We start from the raw sequence: 24965 nt of genomic DNA, 5'->3' as shown, positions 1-24965 counted from the left end.
GAAAAATCCATAGTTATATCACTTCCAACTCATACAAGCCTCTGACCGCATTACAACCATAGATAGCCTCCGCGTGGTTCAAGTCTGTCAAAGTCAGAACTTTTTCCTCTACCTGCCCTGTTTCCAGCAAATACTGACGATAGATTCCTGGCAAGATGCCAAGATTGATAGGCGGTGTGTAGAGCTTCCCAGCGATTTTCAGAACCAGATTTCCAATAGAGGTTTCCAGCAATTCTCCTGACTTATTGTGATAAATCTTCTCTTGTTCCCCTAGACTTAAGTGTGGTCTATGAGTTGTTTTAAAGTAGGTAAACGCTTGATTCAAATCTGCTTCTTGCAGACAAAGTTTGGCTTTGCAGAAACTTGGACTGAGGGGTGTTAAGATTTGGCGACTGAGTTCTAGCTCTCCAGACTTGTTGAGGGTAATTCGCAAGCGGTAGTCTTGATTAACATCACAAGCTTGACACTCTTCCTCTATCTTTTGTCTCAGTTTTTTTGGATCAAAAGGATAGGCAAAATAACGACTCGCCTTTGTCAGTCTTTCCAGATGTTGATCTTCAAAAAGCAGTTGTTTTTGGTTGATTTTCCCAGTTGTAATCAATTGGAAACGTGCTTGTTTACGATAGAGTACAGCTGCTTTTTGATGAACTTCTCGGTATTCAGATTCCCAAGTACTATCCCAAGTAATCCCTCCGCCAACTCCATAGACGGCTTTCCCTTGATGAAGTTGAATGGTCCGAATGGCAACATTGAAAATCCGTTGTCCATTTGGAAGCAAGAGACCAATCGTTCCGCAGTAAACTCCTCTGGGCTGGGGCTCCAAGTTCTTGATGATTTCCATGGTCGCAATTTTGGGTGCACCCGTTATGGAACCACAAGGAAAGAGAGAGCGAAAAATGGCAATCAAGTCCACATCTGCTCGTAACTGACTCTTGATGGTCGAAGTCATCTGCCAAACCGTCGAATACTGCTCCACTTGACAAAGACGTTCCACATGTTCACTTCCAACTTCAGAAATACGGTTCATATCATTGCGCAAGAGGTCCACAATCATCATATTTTCAGACCGATTTTTAGGATCCTGTTCTAGCCAGCTAGCTTGGGCAAGGTCTTCTTGGTCAGTCACTCCCCGCTGGGTTGTTCCCTTCATCGGACGAGTCGTTAATTCTCGGTCATTTTGCTCAAAAAAGAGCTCTGGACTCATGGAAATCACTGCCATCTCATCGTGTTCAATATAGGCATTGTAGCCCGCCTCCTGTTCTACCACCATGCGATTGTAAATGTCAAAAGGATTGGCACTTAAGTCTTGCTTGAGTTGGACAGTGTAGTTGACCTGATAGGTATCACCCTGCCGCAAATGATGGTGAATCTGGGCAATAGCCTTTTCATAGTCTGCTTCAGACGTTACTTCCTGCCAATTTGAAGGCAAATCAATATCATCATAAGTCAGAGGAATAGGCGATATTTCTACGCTATCATGAACTGTAAAATATAGCAGATACTCTCCCAGTAAAGGAGCGGTGTGAACTGCTAATTTCTCCTCAAAAGCAGGTGCAGCCTCATAGCTGATATAGCCCACCACATAATAGCTCTGTTCTTGGTAGCTTTCTACTTGTGCCAGCAAGTCCGCCACTTCTGATAAATCTCTCGTTTTTAACTCTTTGATCGGCTGGGTAAAGGTGTATCTCTCGCCCAAAGCCCTAAAATCAATCACTGTTTTTCTATGCATACCTTTAGTATAGCACAAAAAGGCAGATGCAGCTTAAGCTGATCCACCTTTTTAGTCATATCGACTCTATAACGATGTTTTGGCGAATAAATCTCCAGAGAATCCATCTGATTTTTGAAGGAGCTGTTTGTAAACCTTCCATTTAAGATCTTCAGTATTTTTATAATGATTCTTAATATTTGGATTTTCCATGCTATCTATGTCTTTTTGAACAGCTTCATCAAATAAGGACTTCAACTCAGCATAAGTAGAGATAGATCTGCCATTGATTTCGATTGTAGTGAAGCCGTTTTGAGCTTTGTCATAGACTTCTTTATACCAATGTTTCTTCCATGCTTCAAGAGTATCAAATTGACCATTAGAGACTTTCTTGATAATGAAGTCATCACCCAACAACCCTTTGTTTTCCTTGTTAGCTTCCGCCTTATATTTGTTTGAAGCGTAACCAATAAATCCGTTAAGATAACCATAATATCCCCACATACGGAAAGCATTATGTTTGAATGAAATCGAACCAACTGTACTCTTGCTAGTATTACCACCAAAGATACCCGACATCATATTTACGGTTTGGTAAGCACTGTCAAAACCTTCCGAACGATAACGTCCATTCCCTGGCATACCATGTTTTGTAACAAAGTTATGATCAACCAATTGATCAATGCTCATAATCGTCAATTTCTTCTCATTATCCGTTAAATCACGTAATTTATCCCATTGATGTGGCTCGCCTTTCAGATTGTTTCGCTCAGCGTTCGTACGCCATTCTCGGTCCATCTTCTTGAACCACTTGCTGTTGTCGTCCAAGTGTTTTCCAATAACTGCATCTGCTTCTAGATGGTCCAGCATCATCAGAGCCTCGTTATAGTTCTTCATATAGTGATCAATTTCTTCACGGTTCTTTAACTTATTTGGATCATAATTGTAGATTTGATTACCATCATTCTGACGTTCATAAGCCATGTTCAAACCTAAGGCACCGTATTCACCATTTGGATTTGTCAACGATGGTGACTGGAGCATACCTTGCGCAAAGGACTCTAAGTCCGTTCCTTCACGATGATACCAACCGCCATAGTAAGCCATACGATCATTCACGTGAGTCGTTTCATGCGTAAAGGCCGATGTACCAAAATCACTTATCAACTCTGTCATAACAAAGTAGACAGCATCTTGCTGATTTGGAGCGGCAAAGATATATGCGTAAGCACCATATCCATACTGATAGCCATGATATTTATGGATCCGTCCAAAAAACTCTCGAATCGGAGCATAATCTGGTTTCCCATCCTTGTGACCATATCGGTTTGCCCAACCGATACCCGGCGCATCATGATTATCCCAAACAGGTGTTGGAACACTATTTTCACTCTTGAGGAGCTTATTACGTACATTATCGGCAGCTAATTTTGACCAAAAGTCTAAGTAGTTCACCTGCTCTTTTGCTCTCTTATTGATTTCACTCTTGAAGGCTTCACGATCCTCCTCAGTATTCTTACCATATTTTTCAAAAGCACTGAAAGAAATGGTATTATAGGTCGAAATCATGAAGAGATGCGAGTTCTTTAGGTTTAATAGAGGCAGAATCATCCGACCATGCACGCCATTATTAATCCCTTCATACAGACGATACTTCTTATGAGCAAAATCGGGGTTCAATGATGGCTGTTCTATCACATAAGCATTCTTTTCAATCGCCTTTTTAAACCAAACATTCATATCGGTTTCATTTGTAAACAATTTCATGTTATATGTTAGAAACTCATGAAGGCTTCCTTTACCTGTAGCACCTGCAATCACTCGACTATACGCATCTTGGGATTGGTCACCCTTAAGATTGTTCTCCTTTGAGCCGATAGTGATCAAGCGATCTAAGACATTCACGTTCTTACCATAGAAATCTGGTTTAAACATCATAATCTCTTTGATTGACAATCCATCATATTTAATGTCATAGTATTGGTTCAAATAAGCAAGCCCCATCATAATGTTGGCCTTATTGTCTTCAACTTTCTTAATGAAAGCACGTTGAGCTGCTTCATCATCATTTAGTTGATGATCTTCATTTTCAACAATTTGTTTCACCAAGTTTCCAAGATTTTGTTTTACTTCATCAAAACTTTCTTCTAAGAATAAATCGCGAATGTAACCATTTTTTCGTTCATCCGTGTTTTCTTGCGGTTTGTTCCGCTTGTCCATAAGAGCGCGCACTTCAGGAGAAATCAACTCCACACTGGATAATGTTTCTTTTGACTTTGCAATCAAATCAGCACGATCTTTCACTAGCATATTTGGCGTATAAACGATATCCTGATTGGTCACTTCGTACTCTTTGACTTGTTTTACATTAGAGTCAGCTTTGGCAGTAACGGCCAATTCTTCTTTGGTACCATCAGCATAGTGAATCATGATCTGATCAATAGCTGACAAGTCTGTTACAAACTGTCCATTCTTCAAACCAGTAACAGAAAGGACTTCTTTGGTCACCAAGTTTGAGCTAGCATCTAGTTTATTAGCCTGATTGACAATCCACTCCTTATTATAGAATGGTTGTAATTTTTCAATATTGCGATAGGCAAGTTCGCGGTCAGATCTGTAGTCTTGAGTGGCCTTGTACTCGTCTTCACGCTGTGTCAAACGGTTTAATTTATCTACAACAGGCTCTTTGATCTCATACTCATGCGCTGTGATTCCCAGAGCAGCAATTTTCTTGTCTGCTTCTTCTTGCGAAATAGGCTTAATACGATGCTGTTGTTTAGAATATCTATATGAAGATTTTCCTTCACTCACACCAGTAACAACAAAGTTTCGGTTTAAGCGATCACCTGTCCAATAAGGATCATCATCAATATCAGATGAGCCATAGAAAATCTCACCATTTTTAACTTTCATCATTGAAACAGTGTCTTCAACGGAGCCCAAGGCATTTGCACTGCCTACAACACCACCCGCGCTAATCGGTTCTCTCACATCGATAGTACCTTTGGCTACAGATTTTTTAATGGCTCCGTCCCGATAAACTGCATGGTTGTCCCCACCATTTTGTGACCAATAGGCGATGCCCGCAACTTTCGCTTTATTACCTGTTATTTGTGCATCAACATAGGCCTTCTCAACAGAACCTTTCCAGTTTTCTCCAACAATTCCAGCAAGAAAGGCGCCTTGATTCCCACCAGCATGAAGCTTACCAATGAATGCCACATTTGTTAATCTGCCGTTATTATCAATTTTATTGATCAAACCTGATACGTCATTATTTCCGACAACTGTACCCGTTACTTTCACATTATTGATCGTTGTGTTTTTTACAACAGCAGCCAAGGGAGCAACTCTATTTGCCCATGGCATATGAATGTTTACCTTACCAAGGTTAAGGTCATGGATGTGGGCGCCTTCGGTATCACCTAATAGTGGACGTTCCAAGTTATGAATCGTGTATCGTTGACCGTCTACACTTGATAGCTTGCCTCGGAACTTCGTCGTTACATATGATTTACCAGCTGCAGGAACATTGACCGCATTCAAGTCTGCACCAATTTTAAATTCACCAGATGGATTGGCCTGCATAGCTTTTACAAGTTCATTGAAGTCATAGTATACATTCTCTTCATGAGTTTTTGGTTTGGCAAAATAATGGACGTATTCCTCACTGAGCTGGTTACCATCCGTATGCTGAACGAGGTCAGGCGCTTTGGCAGTGACCTTATAAAGCGTTTTCCCATCGACTGTCACTTCTTCAATTTTGTCAATCGCAAGACGCGTCATCTTATTATCACGTGTAGCAATCTTTAGATAGTAAGGCCTTACATCACTTGGAACAGAGGTTAAGAAGCTACTATCCGTTTCCACGCCATTGTCGTCAACACTTATGAGGCTTGTTTCTTTTATATTTTTAACTTCGACCTTTTTTAAATCAATTCTCAGTGGTTCTTCTTTGAGAATTTCTTCCTCGTTTCCTTCACCACGATCATAAACCATTTTTGTTTCGAATTTATAATCCTTGTAATATTGCAAATCTGTTAGAGTTGCAGTCAAGTTATTTGGTGAAACCGTCATGGTTTTGACGACTTCGTCGCCTTTTCTCAGAGTTAAAGTGATCGATTTAATCGCTGCCTTACTTGGATTTTCCAGATTATAATGAATCTGAGATGAGCGTTTCAAATCCTGAATATCAACCCTTGAAAAAGTCAACACTGGCTTTTCGAAGTTTTTGGTACCTAGTTTAACAATACGGTCTTGGGCTAACTCGATGACCTGTTCAAGAATTTCAGGCGCTTCCTGCGTCTTGATTCCTTTGATGGTCTTGTAGGTTCTGATAACCTTTTTCTGACCGTCTTTTCCTTCTTGGACCGTAACTTTATCGCCCTTTTTCAGTTGCGCATCTTCTTCGACTATCTCCTTAAACGGAATTTTTTCAAGACTTTCTTCTACAAGAGTGCCTTCTATTGGTTTCGTACCGCGGCTTATTTTTTTAGTGACTGGTTCTTTGATGACAGTGGTTGTTGTATTTAAAACTTGGTCAGTCTCAACACCTTCGACAGTTTTATAAGTCGTTTTGGTAACTTGGATCCCTTTTTCGCCGTTTTGAACCACTGTTTCTTCATCGGTGTACTTTGTAGGATCATCAATGATTTCCGTCTGGTAGTCAATCTCTGCGATTGTGTCTTTAGTAATTGTTCCTTCAGTTACTGTATATTCTGGAAGGTCCTCTTGAATAAGGGAATCACCTTCCTTACCAGTTTCCTGAGTGCCTTTACTTTCAAGCTTTTCAGTATAGGCTGGCAAACTATCTTGAATTAGAGATTGACCTTCTTTACCGGGTTCCTGAGTGCCTTTGGCTTCTATCTTTCCAGTATATTCTGAATGAGGCTCTTGAACAAGGGACTCGCCTTCCTTGCCGGGTTCTTGTGTACCTTTGCTTTCAAGCTTTTCAGTATAGGCTGGCAAACTATCTTGGACAAGGGAATCGCCTTCTTTACCTACTTCTTGAGTGCCCTTGCTTTCAAGTTTTCCAGTATAGGCTGGCAAACTATCTTGGACAAGGGAATCGCCCTCTTTGCCTTCTTCTTGGGTACCCTTACTTTCAAGTTTTTCAGTATAGGCTGGCAAACTATCTTGGACAAGGGAATCGCCTTCTTGACCAGTTTCCTGAGTACCTTTGCTTTCAAGTTTTCCAGTATAGGCTGGCAAACTATCTTGGACAAGGGACTCACCTTCTTTACCTACTTCTTGAGTGCCCTTACTTTCAAGCTTTTCAGTATAGGCTGGCAAACTATCTTGGACAAGGGACTCGCCTTCTTTACCTACTTCTTGAGTGCCCTTGCTTTCAAGTTTTTCAGTATACGTTGGCAAACTATCTTGAATTAGAGATTGGCCTTCTTTACCTACTTCTTGGGTACCTTTACTTTCAAGTTTCCCAGTATAATCTGGGGCATTGTCTTGGACTAGAGATTTCCCTTTTTTAGAAAAACTAGCTACTTTTGTATCAGTTCCTTTAAAATAACCAATATACTCATATCCTCCAATATCGATCACACCTTTTGCTAGTTCTTCATTTGAGGCGGCCGAGATCGTTTGATTGTAAGCAAGTAATTCTTTATTCTCAAAGGCAAAAGTAGCAAAAGGAATGAAGTTGCTGACACCAAGAGAACCAATCAAAAGCACTCCAAGAACTTTCTGACGCTGTTTTTTAGACACCAAAAAAACAGCTAAAGATGCTGTTGCAAGACCAAAACCTGCTAAAGCAAATTCTTTACTTCCTGTATAGGGAAGTTGTTGACTGTTAGTTGCTTTCTTGCGATAAACCACATAAATAATATCTTCATCATGAAATTCTGTAGGAACTTCATGATGAATCAAGGCTTTTTCAGATTCGGTTAATTCTTGCTCCGTCAAATATCGATAATGGACTGAATTCACTTCAGCTAATTCATCTGCTTGGACTTTACCAGTTAATAACAAGCTGGCACCAACAAGAAAGGCCCCGATTGCTACAGGACCAACTCCAACAGTCAATTTACGAATAGAATACTTTAGGTTTTTTTGAAACTGTTCTTCTCTTTTTTTCATTCTCATATCTTTCTAATAAAATCTTGTGGATACCGCGCACGCGCACCCCCGATGAGTTTGGGACGACTAGCGAGAGCCGTTACATGGGCATGGCCAATCTCACGCAAAACTGGTCGAATCGGAACCTGCACATGCTTGACATGCATACCAATTGCGGTATCTCCGATATCAATTCCCGCATGAGCCGTGATGAACTCCACCTCAACAGGGTCTTTCATAAACTTAAATGCAGCTAACTGACCCGAACCGCCTGCATGAAGAGTCGGAAGGACACTGACGATTTCCAGACCAAACTGCTCTGCCACCTGACGTTCAACGACCAGGGCCCGATTGACGTGTTCACAGCCTTGAACAGCTAGGTGAATTCCTTTTTCCTCTAGGATATCTAGGATGGTTTTCACAATGATTTCGCCAATTTCTTGGCTTGATTCTTTGCCTATATGGCCGCCTAAAACTTCGCTAGAGGATAAACCTAGGACAAAGAGGCTTCCTTCACGCAATCCAGCCTTTTCCAAAACATCTTCAATTACCTGCTGTGTTTCTGTTTTAATTCTACTTTTGTCCATCACTCTTAACCTCATTTTTCTCCTACTATCATATCTTTTTTTACTGATTTTATCAAGGCGAACTAATCACTCAGAGTTGACAATGCAAAAACTTTAAAAATGAATTTTCTTTTAGTAACAAAGTAAAGAGTCTGGGACCAGGATGCTTTTCAAAAAGATAACAACTAAAATGACCTGTCCCCTAAAAAAGTTAAATAGAAGATTTAGCTTTTTTAGCGGATCAGGACAAATCTCCAGCGATGCTTATGTTATCTGAGTTTGAACATAGTGTGCAATGACATCTGATGTGTACTGGGCTGTTCCAGGTCCAAATTTGTCAATGTTTTCCTTAAACTCTGGATTGTAGACGTATCCTTTACCGATATGACCGAAGACTTCAATAGGGCAGTCAAATCCATAAGTACGAATGGCTTGCAAGAGCTTAGCTGCCTCTTCTTGATTTTCGGCGGCTGTTTCAGGCAGACCAGCTTGAAGGTTTTGTGCCAAGGCTTGAAAAACTTGGTTGAAGGCGGCTGTGGCCTCGTCTTCGCGACCTTTTTGGCGTTCAAGCGCTTGTCCCATGACTTCTTGACCATATTTCTCTACCGCCTCTTGGTGGTATTTTTGATTGTCTTGATAGCTAAATCCAGTGAATTTTTCCTCAATCGTCATTTTTCTTTCTCCTTTTTGTTCTTGAATGGTTTTTTGCAAGGTGGAAATCAAAGTATCCAGATGTTGCCTTTCTCGAGTCAAATAGTCCAACTGCCTGGTCAAATGGGGCAATAAATCTGTCCTTTCTTCCTTTAACAGCTCTGCTATTTTTTCTAAAGAAAATCCTAGATATTTGTAGTAAAGAATAACCTGAAGTCGTTCCAAATCCTCCTGACTGTAGATTCGATAGCCGTTTTCCGACTTTAACGGAACCAAGAGTCCTATCTTGTCATAGTGGTGTAGAGTCTTGACTGATACGCCCGAAAGCTGCGCAGCTTCTTTTATATGGTACATGATTTCCTCCTTACAATCATAGTATATCCCCTCCCCTTAGGTCAGAGTCAAGCGTTTTTGCGAACATTTTTAACTTTTTGAGAAAGGTGTGAAAACTTGAAAATGGTTTTCTTGACAGACCTTAGAAAACATGATAGGATAGTCAAGTCTATCAATCAAACAGAAGGCTCATAGAGAGCCATTGAGAGAGGGCTATTTGACAACTCAAGTAGCCTTTTCTTATTTTAAAAAACAAGATTGGAGTTTCAACTATGTCAGAAAAATCGCAATGGGGATCGAAACTGGGCTTTATCCTAGCATCTGCTGGTTCAGCCATCGGACTTGGTGCCGTTTGGAAGTTCCCCTACATGACTGCTGCTAATGGCGGTGGAGGCTTTTTACTGGTCTTTCTCATTTCTACCATTTTAATCGGTTTCCCGCTCCTGCTTGCTGAATTTGCCCTTGGCCGTAGTGCTGGCGTTTCCGCTATCAAAACCTTTGGAAAACTGGGCAAGAATAACAAGTACAACTTTATCGGTTGGATTGGTGCCTTTGCCCTCTTTATCCTTCTCTCCTTTTACAGTGTTATTGGAGGTTGGATTCTAGTCTATTTGGGCATTGAGTTTGGGAAATTGTTCCAACTTGGCGGAACGGGTGATTATGCTCAGTTATTTACTTCAATCATTTCAAATCCAGCCATTGCCCTAGGAGCTCAAGCAGCCTTTATCTTATTGAATATCTTTATTGTATCACGCGGGGTTCAAAAAGGGATTGAAAGAGCCTCGAAAGTCATGATGCCCCTGCTCTTTATCATCTTTGTCGTGATCATTGGGCGCTCTCTCAGCTTGCCAAACGCCATGGAAGGGGTTCTCTACTTTCTCAAACCAGACTTTTCAAAACTAACTAGCGCTGGCCTTCTCTACGCTCTGGGACAATCTTTCTTTGCCCTCTCACTAGGGGTGACAGCCATGCTGACCTATGCTTCCTACTTGGACAAGAAAACCAATCTGGTCCAGTCAGGGATTTCCATCGTAGCCATGAACATCTCGGTATCCATCATGGCGGGACTAGCCATTTTCCCAGCCATGTCAGCCTTCAATATCCAGTCTGAAGGAGGACCGAGCCTGCTCTTTATCGTCTTGCCTCAACTCTTTGACAAGATGCCTTTTGGAACCATTTTCTACATCCTCTTCCTCTTGCTCTTCCTCTTTGCGACAGTCACTTCTTCTGTCGTTATGCTGGAAATCAATGTGGGCAATATCACCAATCAGGACAACAGCAAACGTGCCAAATGGAGTGCCATTTTAGGAATCTTGACCTTTGTCTTTGGAATTCCTTCAGCCCTATCTTACGGTGTCATGGCGGATGTTCACATCTTTGGGAAGACCTTCTTTGACGCTATGGACTTCTTGGTTTCCAATCTCCTTATGCCATTTGGAGCTCTCTGCCTTTCACTCTTTACAGGCTATATCTTTAAAAAGGCTCTTGCAATGGAGGAACTCCATCTCGATGAAACAGCATGGAAACAGGGACTGTTCCAAGTCTGGCTCTTCCTTCTTCGTTTCATCATTCCAATCATCATCATCGTGGTTTTCATCGCCCAATTTATGTAATCAAAAAGGACTTGAGTAATAAACTCAAGCCCTTTCTTTTTTATGGATGGCTAACAATCAATTCCAAATCTTGTCCTTCCAAGGTCCAAGCTTCTACATCACTTGGTAGGATAAAGTGGCTACCTTTTTGAATTGGATAGTTTTTCCCGTCAACAGTAAGCTGACCTTGACCAGCTAAGACACTGAATAAGCTGTAGTCAGCTGTCTTTTCGAAGTCAACTTTTCCAGTAATTTCCCACTTGTAAACTGCAAAGAAATCATTGGATACAAGGAGAGTGGAACGCAAATCATCTGCTTTAACAGTTACAGGACGGCTATTTGCAGGCTCACCAATGTTCAAGACATCAATGGATTTTTCAAGGTGAAGTTCACGCAAGTTACCATTATCATCCTTACGGTCAAAGTCATAGACACGATAGGTGGTGTCACTAGACTGCTGGGTTTCAAGAATCAAGATGCCTGCTCCGATAGCATGCATGGTGCCACTTGGAACATAGAAGAAATCTCCAGCCTTAACAGGTACTTTGGTAAGCAAGGCATCCCAGTTCTTGTCCTCAATTTGCTGGCGGAGTTCTTCTTTTGACTTGGCATTGTGACCATAGATAATCTCTGAACCTTCATCCGCAGCGATGATGTACCAGCATTCTGTTTTTCCAAGTTCGCCTTCATGCTCGAGTCCGTAAGCATCGTCTGGATGAACTTGAACACTGAGCCAGTCGTTGGCATCGAGAATCTTGGTCAAGAGTGGAAATACAGGCTCTGGACGGTTACCAAATAATTCACGGTGTTCCGCATACAAAGTAGCTAGGTCTGTTCCCTCAAAACGACCATTTGCTACCTTGGAAACACCATTTGGGTGGGCTGAGATAGCCCAGTATTCGCCAATTTTTTCACTTGGGATGTCGTAGCCAAACTCATCACGTAGCTTGGTTCCGCCCCAGATTTTTTCTTGCATAACTGATTGTAAAAATAATGGTTCTGACATCTTATTCTCCTGTCTGTTTTTCTCCCCTCATTATAGCAAAAAGCTCGATCTAATTGAACTCTTTTTCACATCTTATAAAGTAGGGAGAAGATTTTATAAAAATAGTAACGAAATAATCTTTTACTTGATGGAGGAACCTCTAAAGCAACACTCAGAAAGCTCGCTGTCAATAGGCTGTTTTCCTCAACTCACCATAAAATTTTCACTTAAGACTATACTTTGCTAGAAAACAGACTGAAACCAGTCTCCTTTTAAATCAAAGCCGTGATAGCCGTCACTAGGCCAAAAACGATACCTGGCGCATTAGCAGCCGCAAGGGGGATATCTCTTTCCTTTTTGAACAAGCCGTAATAAACCCAAAGACTACAGTTAATGGCTGCAACCAAGGGCTGGATAAAGTTCCCTTTTTGACCAGCCAGGTTGTTCATAATTTGTGGGAAGTAAGACACGTACATCATAACAGACATGAAGGTCGCTACCCAGCCCAAAACTTTCATTTGTTTTTCAGACATTTTCAAAACCTCTTTCATTTTTTATGAATCATATTTTATAATCTTTCTTCAAAACAATCAAGACTTTGAAGCTTTTGTTATGAAGATGTAAACTATCACAATCTTGTGATAAGAAAGAGTAAACAGAAAAAGACCGGATTGCTCCGATCTTTTCAAGTTCCGCTCTAAGAATGTTTAAATTTTTAGATAAAAAATTTGATAATAGAATTACCTATTTCATACGATAAAAGTCAATCACTAGGCCAGCAGGGCCTTTAACTAGTAGCGATTCCGTTCCCCAATCCGTTTCACAAGGACCGTGTAAAATCTCGACACCAATTTCTTTCAATCGTTGGTAGTTCTGATTTAGATCCTCAACCTCGATGTGAAGAATGATTCCTGACTGAAAGTTTTCCAAAGAAACCAAATGATTTTGAGACAACATGAGACAGTGACTGCCAATCGTAAACTGAGCAAAACTGTCATCAACATAATCGGACGTTTTATCCAAAATACGCTCCAGGTCAGCACAGACTTGGGGAACATCTGAAACGATGATATCTAATTGATTTAAATTCATTTACTATCCTCCATAAAAAGACCGGATTGCTCCGATCTTTTCAAGTTCTACTCTAAGAAAATCAAAGAATAAAATCTACAACGTTTACATTTGATTTTCGATGAGAGGAATTATTTGATTGCGCGTGATTGCAATCCTTCTTCTTCCAAGAAGAGGCGGAATGGTACGAGTTCTTCTGCTTCGTATTTTTCCTTGAAGGCTTTGATTGCTTCTTCTGAGTGTTGTTTTGGATCCAACTCAAGTACTTCTACTGGAAGTGGACGGTGTTGAGTAATGCGAGCATCGATCACAACAGTTTTACCTTCTTTGTTCAATTTAACAGCTTCTGCAACAACTGCATCGATATCTTCGATACGGTCAACTGTAAATCCAACAGCTCCTTGAGCTTCAGCGATTTTCGCGTAGTCCGCGTTAGGGAAGTCACAACCAAACAAGTGTTTGTTTGTGTCTTCGTATTTGTCCTTGATGAAGGCATATTTACCATTTGAGAAGACAACGTTGATAACTGGAAGGTCGTATTGAACGTTTGTGATAACGTCTGGGTAGCACATGTTGAATGCACCGTCACCCATGATGTTCCATACTTGGCGATCTGGATTGTCTTTCTTAGCAGCGATACCACCAGGAAGGGCAATACCCATTGTCGCAAAGAGTGGAGATGTACGCCACATGTTCTTAGGTGTCATGTGAAGGTGACGAGTAGATGTTTGAGTAGTGTCACCTACGTCGATTGAGTAGATAGCGTCTTGATCAGCATGTTTGTTGATTGCATTGTAAACTTGGTACAATTGCAATTCACCCTCAGTTTTACCTTCAAGTTTGTTCATGTAATCACGCCAGTTTTGGTTATTCTTAACGTTTGCACGCCACCATGGAGTAGATTCTACTGGGTTTACTTTGTCAAGGATGGCTTTCGCTGCTTGACCTGCATCACCAAGGATAGAAGCGTCAAGGGCATGGCGTTTACCAAGTTTGTATGGGTCGATATCGACTTGGATGAATTTTTCAGTGTTCTTGAAGGCTTCGTAAACTTCAGCAAATGGGAAGTTTGATCCAAGGAAAAGAACAGTGTCTGCTTCAAAGACCACTTCGTTGGCTGGTTTCCAACCAACACGGTAAGCAGAACCTGTCAAACCTTCGTAGTTCCATTCAAAGGCTTCAAAGTTTTTACCAGTTGTGATGATTGGTGCTTTGATTTTACGTGACAATTCTGTAATCACTTCACCAGCTTTAACACCACCGTAACCAGCGTAAATAACTGGACGTTCAGCATTGTTCAAGATTTCAACCGCTTTGTCGATTTCAACTTCGTTCAAGGCAGGAGCGATGAATGAACGCTCGTATGAACCTGAACCGTAGTATGAGTTTTCGTCAATTTCTTGGAAACCGAAGTTTACTGGGATTTCAACAACAGCTGGACCTTTTTTAGAAACTGCAGCACGGCAAGCTTCGTCGATTACTTTTGGCAATTGCTCAGCGTAAGCGACACGTTTGTTGTAAACAGCGATACCGTTGTACATTGGGTTTTGGTTCAATTCTTGGAAGGCATCCATGTTCAATTCGTTAACTGGACGTGATCCAAGGATAGCAAGGAATGGAGTGTTATCCATAGCTGCATCGTAAACACCGTTAATCAAGTGAGTCGCACCTGGACCACCTGAACCAACTGCAACCCCGATTGAGCCGCCGAATTTAGCTTGCATGACCGCTGCAAGAGCACCTGTTTCTTCGTGGCGAACTTGCAAGAAGCGGATATCTTTGTCTTCAGCCAAAGCGTCCATCAATGAGCTGAGTGTTCCTGATGGGATACCGTAGATAGTATCTACGCCCCATGTCTTCAATACGTTGAGCATTGCTGCAGATGCAGTAATTTTCCCTTGAGTCATAATGATAACTCTCCTTCAAAATAATTTCATACATTTACAAAAAGCGCTTTTATATGTTGTTTGAAAGCGATTCAGTAAATTTACAATCCTAATTTACCACATTTACTTTGAGTATCCTAAGAATGTGCTCAGAAGTTTGCATTCTCTATTACAGCACAGATTGAAAACGCTTCAGAAAACTGTTTTATAATAAAAAAGCGAGCAAGCTCGCTTTTAGTCTATTTTACTAAAGTTTAGCATGAGTGAACTGGTCAAAACAGATACAGAACTAAAGGCCATAGCAAGACCTGCCAGTTCTGGATTGAGCACCAGACCAATCCCTGAAAAGACACCAGCTGCAATCGGAATTCCGGCGACATTGTAGATAAAGGCCCAAAAGAGGTTGAGCAGAATTCGATTGAAGGTTTTCTTGCTCATGTCAAAGGCACGAACCACTCCTAGGAGGTTATTAGTTGTCAACACCAAATCTGCTGACTCGATGGCAATATCTGTTCCAGCTCCCATAGCAATCCCCACATCTGCTACACTGAGGGCAGGAGCGTCATTGATACCATCACCAACAAAGGCTACTTTTCCAGCTGATTGTAGTTTATGGATTTCATGGGCTTTTTCTTCTGGCAAGACACCTGCAATGACCTCTTCGATTCCAATCTGATCGGCAATAGCACGCGCCACGCCAGCATTATCCCCTGTCAGCATGACTGTTTTAAGACCTCGTTTTTTCAACTGACTGATGGCAAGCTTAGCATTTTCCTTAGGAATATCTTGCAGAGCAAGCAAGCCTTTGATTTCATTGTCAACAGCCAAGAACACAACTGTCTTAGCTTCTTTTTCTAGTTCTTCTAGTTTTTCTTGATAAATGCTAGAAATATCCATGCCATCCAGCATTTTAGCATTTCCAAGCAAAACTTGTTTTCCATTGATTTGCCCTGAAACACCTTTTCCGTGCAAGGCTTGGAAATTTTCCACAGTGTGAAGCTCAAGTCCAGTTTCAGTCGCTCGCTTGACAATGGCCTCAGCCAGTGGGTGTTGAGAAGCTTCTTCCAAGGAAGCTGCCAATCCAAGCACTTCTACTTCGTCGCCGATGATATCTGTGACCACAGGTTTCCCTTCCGTCAAAGTTCCTGTCTTATCAAAAACAATAGTTTGGACTTTCTGGATTTCCTGTAGAACCGTTCCATTTTTGAGGAGAACTCCCATCTTGGCACTGCGACCTGTCCCCACCATAAGGGCTGTCGGTGTTGCAAGTCCCAATGCACAAGGGCAGGCAATAATCAGAACTGCTACTCCATAGAGAAGCGAAGACACAAAGCTCGCTCCAAGCACAACTACACTATCCCTGAGCAAGACGAACCAAACCCAAAAGGTCACAATCCCTAAAATGACAACTGCTGGGACAAAAATCCCTGAAATTTTATCCGTCAAGTCCTGAATCGGCGCACGACTTGTCTGAGCTTTCTTCACAAAATCCACAATCTGAGCCAAAACAGTCTCTGAACCAACTTTTTCTGCTCTAAAAACAAGTGTTCCACTATTATTGATGGTTGAACCAATGACGGTATCTCCAACTGTCTTGTCCACAGGCAGACTCTCACCTGTCACCATAGACTCATCAATACTAGAGACACCTTCCACTACGATACCATCAACCGCAATCTTTTCACCGGGACGCACTCGAATCAGGTCACCTACCTTGACTTGCTCCAAGGGGACTTGAACATAGTTATCCTCACGCAAGACTTCTGCAGTTTTAGCCTGCAAGTCAAGTAATTTCTCCACAGCTTGGGAAGTATTTTTCCGCATTTTCTCCTCAAAAACGGCTCCCATAAGAACGAAGAAGAAGATAAATGCAGCACTTTCAAAGTAAACGGGGAGACCAGCGAAGAGGGCAACTAAGCTATAGAAATAGGCCACTAGGGTTCCCAGAGCAACCAAGGTATCCATGTTGGCATTGTGCTTTTTAAAACTAGCCCAAGCACTTTGGATATAAGGACCACCTGCTACTAGCATAATCGGTGTTGTGGCTAAAAAGGTTCCCCAACGCATGACTTGGTGACTAATTCCTCCTGTCGACATACCAATCATGAGAATCACAAGAGGCACAGTAAAGATACTAGTAATCCAAAAACGCTGTAAAAGTGATAGAGATTTTCGAGTCTTCTCAACTACGGTATAACTCCCCTTTTGCATCTTCATACCACAAGAAAATTCATGTTGACCTAATTCTTGAGGTGTAAAACGAATGACTTTCTCCTCATCTACGCCGATTGGTTCCAAAATGCCTTCTTCTTCAAACAGAATTTCCTTGTAACAGTTTGAAGGAGTTGCTCGATGAAAGGTAATCTCAGCTGGAATCCCTTTTTGAAGCTGGATATGGGCTGGATGATAGCCTTTGTCTGCCATGATACGGATTTTTTGAACACCATTTTCAAGACTTGCTTTTACAATTTCAGTCATATCATTCTCCTATTCTACAATCATCTTGCCGTGCATCATATTCATGCCACAAGAGAAACCATACTCTCCAGCCTGTTCAGGTGTGATTTCCACTACATACTCTTCACCCATAGGCAAGTCCGCATGCACTCCAAAATCTGGGAAAACAATCTGATCTAGGCAGGGTGAAGGGTCCTTACGGTCAAAGACGATACGGGCTGGCACTGATTTCTTAAGAATAATCAACTCAGGCGTATAGCCCCCTTTGACTTCCACTCGAATCTCTTGGTAACCCTTTTTTTGCTGGGCCTTTTGTTCAGATTTTTCAGGCTTTTTGAAAAACCAAAACAAGATAAACGCGATAAGGGCAATACAAATAATGGTTACAATACTATTTAACATGACGTCTCCTTTACATACAATTACATCTTACTTCTGTTACAGCGCTTGATTTCTTCTTAGAAATCACAGCTTCTAAGTCTTCCAAGTCAGCCTGAGTAAAATCACATTCAGCAATCAAATCAGCCAACAAGTTCTTAATCCTACGAGAACAAACCTTGTCCTTGATATCTTGGACAAGTAAATCCCGACTTTGGTCCAAAGTTAAAAGGGCTGAATAGACAAAGAACTTGCCTTCTTTTTTCCTTGTCAGACACTCTTTCTCAACCAAACGAGCCAAAAGAGTTTGAATGGTCGACTTGGACCAGTCGAACCGCTCCGCCAGAACCCTGATCAAATCCGTACTGGTCTGCTCTCCTTGCATCCAAATAATCTTCATGACCTGCCATTCTGCATCTGAAATCTGCATAATCACACCTCCTAAATCTACATTTGTCGATTACAGTTATTAGTATACTCCGAAAATCTACATTTGTCAACTATAAATATTCTTATTTCTTTGAAAAAGAATTCTAATCCTGTAACGAGAGATTTGCAGTCAAATTTTACTATATAAACTATAAAAATATGCTATACTGAAGAAAAAAGAAAACAACCACTAGGGGTGCGTAAAGCTGAGATTAACGACTGTTAGACCCTTTGACTCAATCTAGGTAATGCTAGCTGATGGAAGTGGAAAATAGTGAGGACTACCCAGTCTTCTATTACTTTCCTCAAACAGACTAGCTTGTTCTTAAGAATACAAACTTCAGTTGGTTGGGAGGTTTTAGATGACTTATTTACCCGTTGCTCTAACCATTGCTGGGACAGACCCTAGTGGCGGTGCTGGCATTATGGCTGATTTGAAGTCGTTCCAAGCTAGAGATGTCTATGGAATGGCTGTTGTCACCAGCCTTGTCGCTCAAAATACCAGAGGCGTTCAATTAATCGAGCACGTCTCCAACCAAATGCTGAAAGCTCAACTGGAAAGTGTCTTTTCGGATATCAAGCCTCAGGCTGTAAAAACTGGGATGTTGGCAACTACTGAAATCATGGAGATTATCCAACCCTATCTTAAAAAGCTGGACTGTCCCTATGTGCTGGACCCTGTTATGGTCGCAACAAGCGGTGATACCCTGATTGATACCAGTGCGAGAAGCTACCTAAAAACAAACCTGCTTCCCCTTGCAACTATTATTACACCCAATCTTCCTGAGGCAGAAGAAATTGTTGGTTTCTCAATCCATGATCCTGAAGATATGCAACGTGCCGGTCGCCTGATTTTAAAAGAATTTGGTCCTCAGTCTGTGGTTATCAAAGGTGGCCATCTCGAAGGCGGTGCTAAGGATTTCCTTTTTACCAAGGAGGAGCAATTTGTCTGGGAAAGTCCACGAATTCAAACCTGTCATACCCATGGTACTGGATGTACCTTTGCAGCAGTGATCACGGCTGAACTAGCCAAGGGCAGAAGCCTTTACCAGGCAGTTGATAAGGCCAAGGCCTTTATCACGAAAGCCATCCAAGACGCTCCTCAACTCGGACATGGTTCTGGCCCAGTCAACCATACAAGCTTTAAAGATTAAGAAAAACTCTCTAGTTCCCACTTTAAGGGAATTAGAGAGTTTTTGATTAGGAAATCATGTCATCCAGCTTTGTTAAAAATGCTTGCGTTTTTGCCTCTATATCTTCTGCCTGCATCAAATCACGGACAACGGCTACTCCAGCAATACCAGTACCAATAAGTTGGTCAATATTCTCTGAAGTCAAGCCTCCAATAGCAACTACTGGAATAGCGACCGTTTGGCAAATTGTTTTCAAGGTTGAAATCAGGGTGATAGGAGCATTCTCCTTGGTCGTAGTCGGGAAAATGGCTCCTGTTCCCAAGTAATCCGCACCTCCTTCTTCTGCTTCGAGGGCTCTTTTAACCGTTTTAGCAGTGACACCGAGTATTTTTTCAGGACCCAAGACTTTGCGGGCAACCGAAACTGGTAGTTCATCGTCGCCAATATGCAAACCTGCAGCATCAACCGCAAGACAAACATCCAATCGATCATCGATAATTAAGGGTACTTGGTAGGCATCGGTTATTTCCTTGACTTGTTTTGCCAGCTGATAGTATTGATTGGTTGTGAGATTTTTTTCTCGTAGCTGGATCATGGTAACACCTGAACGGCAGGCCGTCTCAACTTTTTCAAGAAAGCTTTCCAAGGAATCTTGGTAGCGATTGGTTACCAGATATAGTCTGAGTGCTTCTCTATTCATAAATATCTCCTTTGATGGTATCTAGCCAATTTTCATCTCTTTTTAGGAGAGAGAGCTGATTGAGAACTTGGTAACGAAAATCTTCCAATCCCATTCCTTGAACAAGTATTCTCTCAGCAGCGATATTGAGATAAGAAACTGCTAGGCAAGAAGCTTCAAAGGCAGTCTTTCCTTGGCTGAGAAAAACGGCTGTCAAGGCTCCAACCAGGTCTCCTGTCCCTGTTATCCAGTCTAATTCGTCACAGCCATTTCCCAATACAGCAACCTGATTTGCCGAAACGATGAGGTCCTTGGGGCCAGTGACTAAGAAAGACATACCAGGATAAAGCTGACACCAGTCTTTCAAGACTTGAAGCAAATCTTCAGTTTCTTGATCTTTAGCACTCGCATCGACTCCGACTCCGTGGTGTTTTAAGCCAACAAGACTTCGGATTTCCGACATATTTCCTTTAAGGACCGTGGGCTTGTATTCTAAAAGATCTCTGACTAAGGTCTTACGAATGGGAGATGTTGCTATGCCAACAGCATCTACTACCATTGGGAGACAAGCTTGGTCTGCATAAGAAGCTGCCATACGGATTGCTTTCTCCTTCTCGGCTGACAAATGCCCCAAATTGATGAAGAGAGCCTGACTTTGTTTGGTAAAATCAAGAACCTCACGGGGATCATCTGCCATGACAGGTTTAGATCCCAGAGCCAAAATGCCATTAGCCAGCATCTCACAAGAAATCTCATTGGTGATGCAGTGAATCAAGGAACTTGCTACCAGAGGGAAAGGATTTGTCAATTTCTGCATCAGTCTATCCTTTCACCAAAGAAATATCCCTGCACTTTTTTAAAGAATTCCTGCTTGATTAAAAATCGAAAGGCGAGGAAAGCTATGGCTGTACCAATCAAGGTTGCTCCGAAAAATCGAGGAGTGTAGATAAACCAGCTAAGCTTCGCAGCAGATCCTGTAAAGAGAACCATAACAGGATAGGAAACAATGGAACCGATTATCCCTGTTCCCAAGATTTCTCCTAGGGCAGAAAAGTAAAATTTTCTACCATACTTATAAAAGAGACCTGCAAGGAGGGCTCCGAAAGTAGCTCCTGTGAGAGCTAAAGGCGGAATCCCTTGAGTCGTCATACGGATAAAGGCTGTGACTGTAGCCATAGCTAAAGCATAAACAGGTCCCATCAAGATCCCTGCTAGGATATTGACTACACTGGACATCGGTGCCATCCCTTCAATTCGAAAGATGGGTGTAAGAACTACGTCAAGAGCAATCATCATGGATAAAATGGTCAATTTGTGAACTTGTAATTGGTGGTTTCTCATTTTCTATTTCTTCTCTTTTTCTAAGGACTGTAAATCACTCGTCCAGGTTTGATGTTGGTAAGCCATCTCCCAAAACTTAGCTTCCATGTGGACACTTCGATGGAAGGCCTCTAGCATTTTTTGTTTGTCTGTCTCGTTGCTTTCGCGATAGAGCTGATTGACCAGGGCTTCTTCCTCTTTAATCTGCTGTTCTAACTCATCGGTGATATAGGTTTCAATCCACTGTTGATAAAGAGGATTCGGAGATGGTTTGCGATTAAGTTCCTTGCCCAAATCATGGTATAACCAAGGACATGGGAGCAAACTAGCAAAAGCAATGCCCAAGTTTGGCTCTGCAAACTGGCGATAAATATGAGAAATGTAATGATAACAGGTTGGAGCGATTGGATGTTGCTCCATTTCCTGGTCGCTTATTCCTAATTCGTTGAAAAATTGTTGGCGGATAAATAATTCACCCTCCACTAGACTCTGAGCATTTTGTTTCAAGAGTCTTTTCATCTCCTCGTTGGAAGTCTTATCAGCCAAGAGGTGATAGGCTTCTGAGAAGGCCTTCAGGTAGTAGGCATCCTGAATCAGGTAATAGCGAAAGATGGAAGGTTCTAACGTTCCCTCTTGTAACTGTAATACAAATGGGTGATGAAAGGAAGCCTGCCAAGCTTCCTTGGATAATTCCATCGCAATATCTGTAAATTCCATAATAACTCCTTTATAGAAATAGGCTGGTTTGAAGCAATAAAAAGAAAAGTAGGTAGATCAATGTTGTCCTTTGAGGAATATAAAAGGTTCGATAGTTATTCTCCACCTGTGCATGTTCGTCATATCCGCGCGCCGACAAAGCTCTCAGGTAAAGATGGCGCCACCTAAAGACCGTCATCAGAACCTTGCTGTAAATCAAGGGAGACCAAAAATGCAGTTCTTGACCACGTAATAAGCAAGCTTCCTTGAGGGACTTGATTTCTTGCTGAATAAGGGGAAAAGAATTGAATACCACTATCAAGGCATAGGCCCAAGACCGTGATAACCCCTTTTGAGCCAAGTACAAGAGAAGCTCTTTTAGGGAAATACTGGAAACAAAGACAAGGCCGATACAAACGGTCACAAAGGCCCTCGTTTCAAGTATCACTGCCTGCGAAGCATCCCCATGTAACTGAACTGCCCAGTAGTTAGCAAAGGATGGTAAAATGGCGAGTACGAGCATCCAAGCCAACATCTTAAATCGACGGTAGTAGAGCATAAAGAGAATGCAAAATGCGACTACCGAAAGATTAAGAGCAATCGAAGGAAGGAAAGATGTTTCCAAGGATAAAATCAGCAAGAAAAGACTGATAATCGGTATCTGAGTTGCTACTTTGATCATACTACCTCACCTCCCCTTGAGTATTCCTACTCAGAAAACTGAGAGGTTTGCTGATTGTCACGTCTTTAATATGACGGAGACCCTCACTAGTCATCTCAATCCAATAATCAACCACAGAAATCAAGGAATCTAAACGATGGCTAATGATCAAAAAACTTCTTCCTTGATCTCTGTCCTCCAGAATCCACTTGCAAAAATAATGACAAGCTCTATCATCCAAACCAGCAAATGGTTCATCTAGCAAAATCACAGACGCCTTGCTGGTCAAGATGGTCAATAGCTGAAGAATCTTTTGCTGGCCACCACTTAATTGATAAGGACTCTTATCGAGTGCCTGCTCCAGATTAAAATATCGTAAAGCTTGGAGAATCCGCTGATTTCTTTCAGAGTCTGAGCTATCTAATTGCAGTTCCTCTCGCAGACTGACCTTGATAAACTGCTTCTCAGCCTCCTGAACAACACCTGTCAAGTCACGATACAAACTCTTTTTCTTTTTGAGAACCGATCCCTTCCAAGTAATGCGCCCCTTATACTTTTGAAATTGAAGAATGGAGCGAAAGAGAGTTGATTTCCCAACACCATTATCACCCAAGATACAGGAAATTCCTTGGTAAAACGTAAAATCAGCAATCGAAAAGAGGGGGCGATGATCCAGCTCACAAGTCACACGGTCCATATGGAATAGTTCTGGGTTAGAAGCAACTTCCTTTGAAGCAACCTGTGTCATCTCAGAGGTAGGGATTTGAAACACTTCCCTCAGTTGTCCGTCTCTTAGCTCCACCATATGGTCGATGTAGGCTCCATAGTCCGTTAAATCATGGTCGCACAAAATAACTGTCTTCCCATTAGAGGCCAAGTCTTTTAGAATCTCTAAGATCTCTATCCTACTTTTTCGGTCAATGGAAGCAAAGGGTTCATCCAAGAGATAAACCCTAGGATTCATGGCAAAGAGAACAGCCAAAGCAGCCTTTTGTTTTTCCCCACCTGATAAGTGATGGATGGGACGGTGTAAGATTGTCTCGCAACGACATTGCTGGACCACCTCTGCGATTTTAGCATCAATCTCTTGCACAGGATGCCCGATATTCTCCAAGGTAAAAATCAGCTCCTCAAACAAGTTCTCCATGGTAAATTGGTGATTGGGATTTTGAAAGAGAATGCCAACCGTCTGGACACGTTCGACGATAGAAAGCTGACTGACTTGGCTTCCATCTATCAGGACTTGACCACTGTAGGGCAAGGAACTGACTTGAGCAATGATTTGAAAGAGACTGGATTTTCCTGAACCACTGCTCCCAACTAACAAGGTAAAAGCTTGCGCATGAAAAGTAAAATCAATCGGCTCCGAAAAGATTGGGGACTGAATCCCCCGTAGTTCCAGCCCCATCTATGCCTTTCCTCCAGCTGCAAACTGATGATAGAGTTTGACAATGGCACGAACCAAGATGGTACAGAAGAAAAAGACAGAAATAAAACGAACCACAAGCAAGGAAAGGACAAAAGGAAGAGAAAAGGCATAGTAACCTAATTTAATGTATTCATAGACAAAGCTAAAAAGCGTAATCCCAATACTATTAGCAGTTAGAGAGAGCCAACATTCATAGCGATTCTTGGTTACGAGAAAACCAAATTCACTTCCCAAACCTTGAACCAAGCCAGACAAAAGAGCGCCTAGACCGAATTGGCTACCATAAAGGACTTCAGCAAGCGCAGCGAGCACTTCTCCAATCGTTGCACTTCCGACTCTTGGAACAAAGATGGCCGCAATGGGCGCAGCCATACACCAGAGACCAAAGAGGATTTCATTGGCAAAGGCCTGCAAACCAAGAGGGACCAAGATCAGGGTGAGGATATCAAACAGATAGCCCGAACCCACAAAAACGCCACCAAAAAAGATAGACAAGAAAGCAAGCAAGATAACATCTTTTAACTGCCATTTTTTCAACATAAAAAACTCCTTTTTTAAAGAAAATTGGGGCATTCAAAGAGAGCTACCAAAAGGCTTGCCGTCAAGCCTATCCTCTTTTGATAAACAAAAAAACTCCAATTACAAACGAGAATTAGAGTTTACCTTACAAGATTAGACAGTTCTTTTCGACATACGAAAAAAACTTTTCACATTTCCCTTCGCCAGTCTTAACTGTATCAGGTTCAATGGGTATCATCTCAGCCTAAAGCACCCCAAATGTCTTTATTATTTAATTACTGGACCAGTATAACAGAATTTAAAAGCCCTAGCAAGATATTTGATTGGAAAATATATTTATATAGTTTCTAATAACGATTTAATCTTTTTATACACGAAGAAAAACCTCCACATAAGGTGGAGG

General features: G+C 41.7%; 20 protein-coding genes and 2 riboswitches. Of the genes, 2 read left to right on the top strand and 18 right to left on the bottom strand.

Translation table 11 applies throughout. The annotated features are described in order from the left end of the window. Positions 1-13: 13 nt before the first annotated feature. The 4 genes from pabB to D8852_RS06545 form a co-directional block, all read right to left on the bottom strand. Positions 14-1729, bottom strand: a complete 1716-nt coding sequence (gene pabB / locus D8852_RS06560) for an aminodeoxychorismate synthase component I (protein ID WP_125425069.1) — start codon at positions 1727-1729, stop codon at positions 14-16. A 66-nt stretch (positions 1730-1795) separates the two neighbouring features. Further along, on the bottom strand, positions 1796-7798 hold the full coding sequence (locus tag D8852_RS06555; RefSeq protein ID WP_125425068.1) for a ZmpA/ZmpB/ZmpC family metallo-endopeptidase: 6003 nt from the start codon (positions 7796-7798) through the stop codon (positions 1796-1798). A 2-nt stretch (positions 7799-7800) separates the two neighbouring features. Next, entirely contained in the window at positions 7801-8364 is a 564-nt protein-coding gene (locus D8852_RS06550; RefSeq protein WP_125425067.1) for a TIGR01440 family protein, read from the bottom strand. Positions 8365-8607: 243 nt separating this feature from the next. Next, positions 8608-9348 carry a MerR family transcriptional regulator gene (locus D8852_RS06545; RefSeq protein WP_125425066.1) on the bottom strand — a complete coding sequence of 247 codons (741 nt, stop codon included), beginning with the start codon at positions 9346-9348 and terminating at the stop codon, positions 8608-8610. A 251-nt stretch (positions 9349-9599) separates the two neighbouring features. Here D8852_RS06545 and D8852_RS06540 point away from each other — a divergent pair, with 251 nt between their 5' ends. Next, on the top strand, positions 9600-10940 hold the full coding sequence (locus D8852_RS06540; RefSeq protein WP_125425065.1) for a sodium-dependent transporter: 1341 nt from the start codon (positions 9600-9602) through the stop codon (positions 10938-10940). A 40-nt stretch (positions 10941-10980) separates the two neighbouring features. Here D8852_RS06540 and manA read toward each other — a convergent pair whose 3' ends face one another. The 7 genes from manA to D8852_RS06505 form a co-directional block, all read right to left on the bottom strand. Beyond that, positions 10981-11925, bottom strand: a complete 945-nt coding sequence (gene manA, locus D8852_RS06535; RefSeq protein WP_045611953.1) for a mannose-6-phosphate isomerase, class I — start codon at positions 11923-11925, stop codon at positions 10981-10983. A gap of 251 nt (positions 11926-12176) precedes the next feature. After that, the gene (locus tag D8852_RS06530) at positions 12177-12437 is read right to left on the bottom strand and encodes a SemiSWEET family transporter (RefSeq protein ID WP_001291476.1); all 261 of its coding nucleotides are present in this window, start codon (positions 12435-12437) and stop codon (positions 12177-12179) included. A gap of 211 nt (positions 12438-12648) precedes the next feature. Further along, positions 12649-12996, bottom strand: a complete 348-nt coding sequence (locus tag D8852_RS06525) for a VOC family protein (protein ID WP_125425064.1) — start codon at positions 12994-12996, stop codon at positions 12649-12651. A 110-nt stretch (positions 12997-13106) separates the two neighbouring features. Next, positions 13107-14882: a pyruvate oxidase gene (gene spxB, locus D8852_RS06520; protein WP_000191810.1), complete on the bottom strand. Its 1776-nt coding sequence runs from the start codon at positions 14880-14882 to the stop codon at positions 13107-13109. Positions 14883-15095: 213 nt separating this feature from the next. After that, on the bottom strand, positions 15096-17339 hold the full coding sequence (locus tag D8852_RS06515; protein WP_000136328.1) for a heavy metal translocating P-type ATPase: 2244 nt from the start codon (positions 17337-17339) through the stop codon (positions 15096-15098). A 9-nt stretch (positions 17340-17348) separates the two neighbouring features. Beyond that, the gene (locus D8852_RS06510) at positions 17349-17720 is read right to left on the bottom strand and encodes a cupredoxin domain-containing protein (protein ID WP_038804415.1); all 372 of its coding nucleotides are present in this window, start codon (positions 17718-17720) and stop codon (positions 17349-17351) included. Between the two features lie 10 nt (positions 17721-17730). Next, on the bottom strand, positions 17731-18126 hold the full coding sequence (locus D8852_RS06505) for a CopY/TcrY family copper transport repressor (protein ID WP_125399059.1): 396 nt from the start codon (positions 18124-18126) through the stop codon (positions 17731-17733). A gap of 181 nt (positions 18127-18307) precedes the next feature. Continuing rightward, positions 18308-18405: riboswitch (TPP riboswitch) on the top strand. An 82-nt stretch (positions 18406-18487) separates the two neighbouring features. Here D8852_RS06505 and thiD point away from each other — a divergent pair. After that, complete coding sequence (thiD, locus tag D8852_RS06500) at positions 18488-19279, top strand: bifunctional hydroxymethylpyrimidine kinase/phosphomethylpyrimidine kinase (RefSeq protein WP_125399060.1); 792 nt, start codon at positions 18488-18490, stop codon at positions 19277-19279. A gap of 46 nt (positions 19280-19325) precedes the next feature. Here thiD and thiE read toward each other — a convergent pair whose 3' ends face one another. The 7 genes from thiE to D8852_RS06465 are packed head-to-tail and all read right to left on the bottom strand — an operon-like array spanning position 19326 to position 24583. Beyond that, positions 19326-19958, bottom strand: a complete 633-nt coding sequence (gene thiE / locus D8852_RS06495) for a thiamine phosphate synthase (RefSeq protein ID WP_125399061.1) — start codon at positions 19956-19958, stop codon at positions 19326-19328. Next, the gene (locus D8852_RS06490; RefSeq protein WP_125425063.1) at positions 19951-20754 is read right to left on the bottom strand and encodes a hydroxyethylthiazole kinase; all 804 of its coding nucleotides are present in this window, start codon (positions 20752-20754) and stop codon (positions 19951-19953) included. Before D8852_RS06490 ends, thiE begins: the two co-directional genes overlap by 8 nt. Next, positions 20754-21278, bottom strand: coding sequence for an energy coupling factor transporter S component ThiW (thiW, locus tag D8852_RS06485; protein WP_125425062.1), 525 nt, complete (start codon positions 21276-21278; stop codon positions 20754-20756). Before thiW ends, D8852_RS06490 begins: the two co-directional genes overlap by 1 nt. A 3-nt stretch (positions 21279-21281) precedes the next feature. Then, complete coding sequence (tenA, locus tag D8852_RS06480) at positions 21282-21974, bottom strand: thiaminase II (protein WP_125425061.1); 693 nt, start codon at positions 21972-21974, stop codon at positions 21282-21284. Between the two features lie 10 nt (positions 21975-21984). After that, entirely contained in the window at positions 21985-22635 is a 651-nt protein-coding gene (locus D8852_RS06475; protein WP_125425060.1) for an energy-coupling factor transporter transmembrane component T, read from the bottom strand. A gap of 1 nt (position 22636) precedes the next feature. Beyond that, on the bottom strand, positions 22637-24022 hold the full coding sequence (locus D8852_RS06470; protein WP_125425059.1) for an ATP-binding cassette domain-containing protein: 1386 nt from the start codon (positions 24020-24022) through the stop codon (positions 22637-22639). Then, positions 24023-24583 carry an ECF transporter S component gene (locus tag D8852_RS06465; RefSeq protein WP_185755591.1) on the bottom strand — a complete coding sequence of 187 codons (561 nt, stop codon included), beginning with the start codon at positions 24581-24583 and terminating at the stop codon, positions 24023-24025. Between the two features lie 157 nt (positions 24584-24740). Then, a riboswitch (TPP riboswitch) is annotated at positions 24741-24829 on the bottom strand. Positions 24830-24965 lie beyond the last annotated feature (136 nt).

The sequence above is a fragment of the Streptococcus mitis genome, from assembly GCF_003942695.1.
Lineage (GTDB): Bacteria > Bacillota > Bacilli > Lactobacillales > Streptococcaceae > Streptococcus > Streptococcus mitis_BD.
This window is presented reverse-complemented; position numbering and strand designations above follow the sequence as displayed.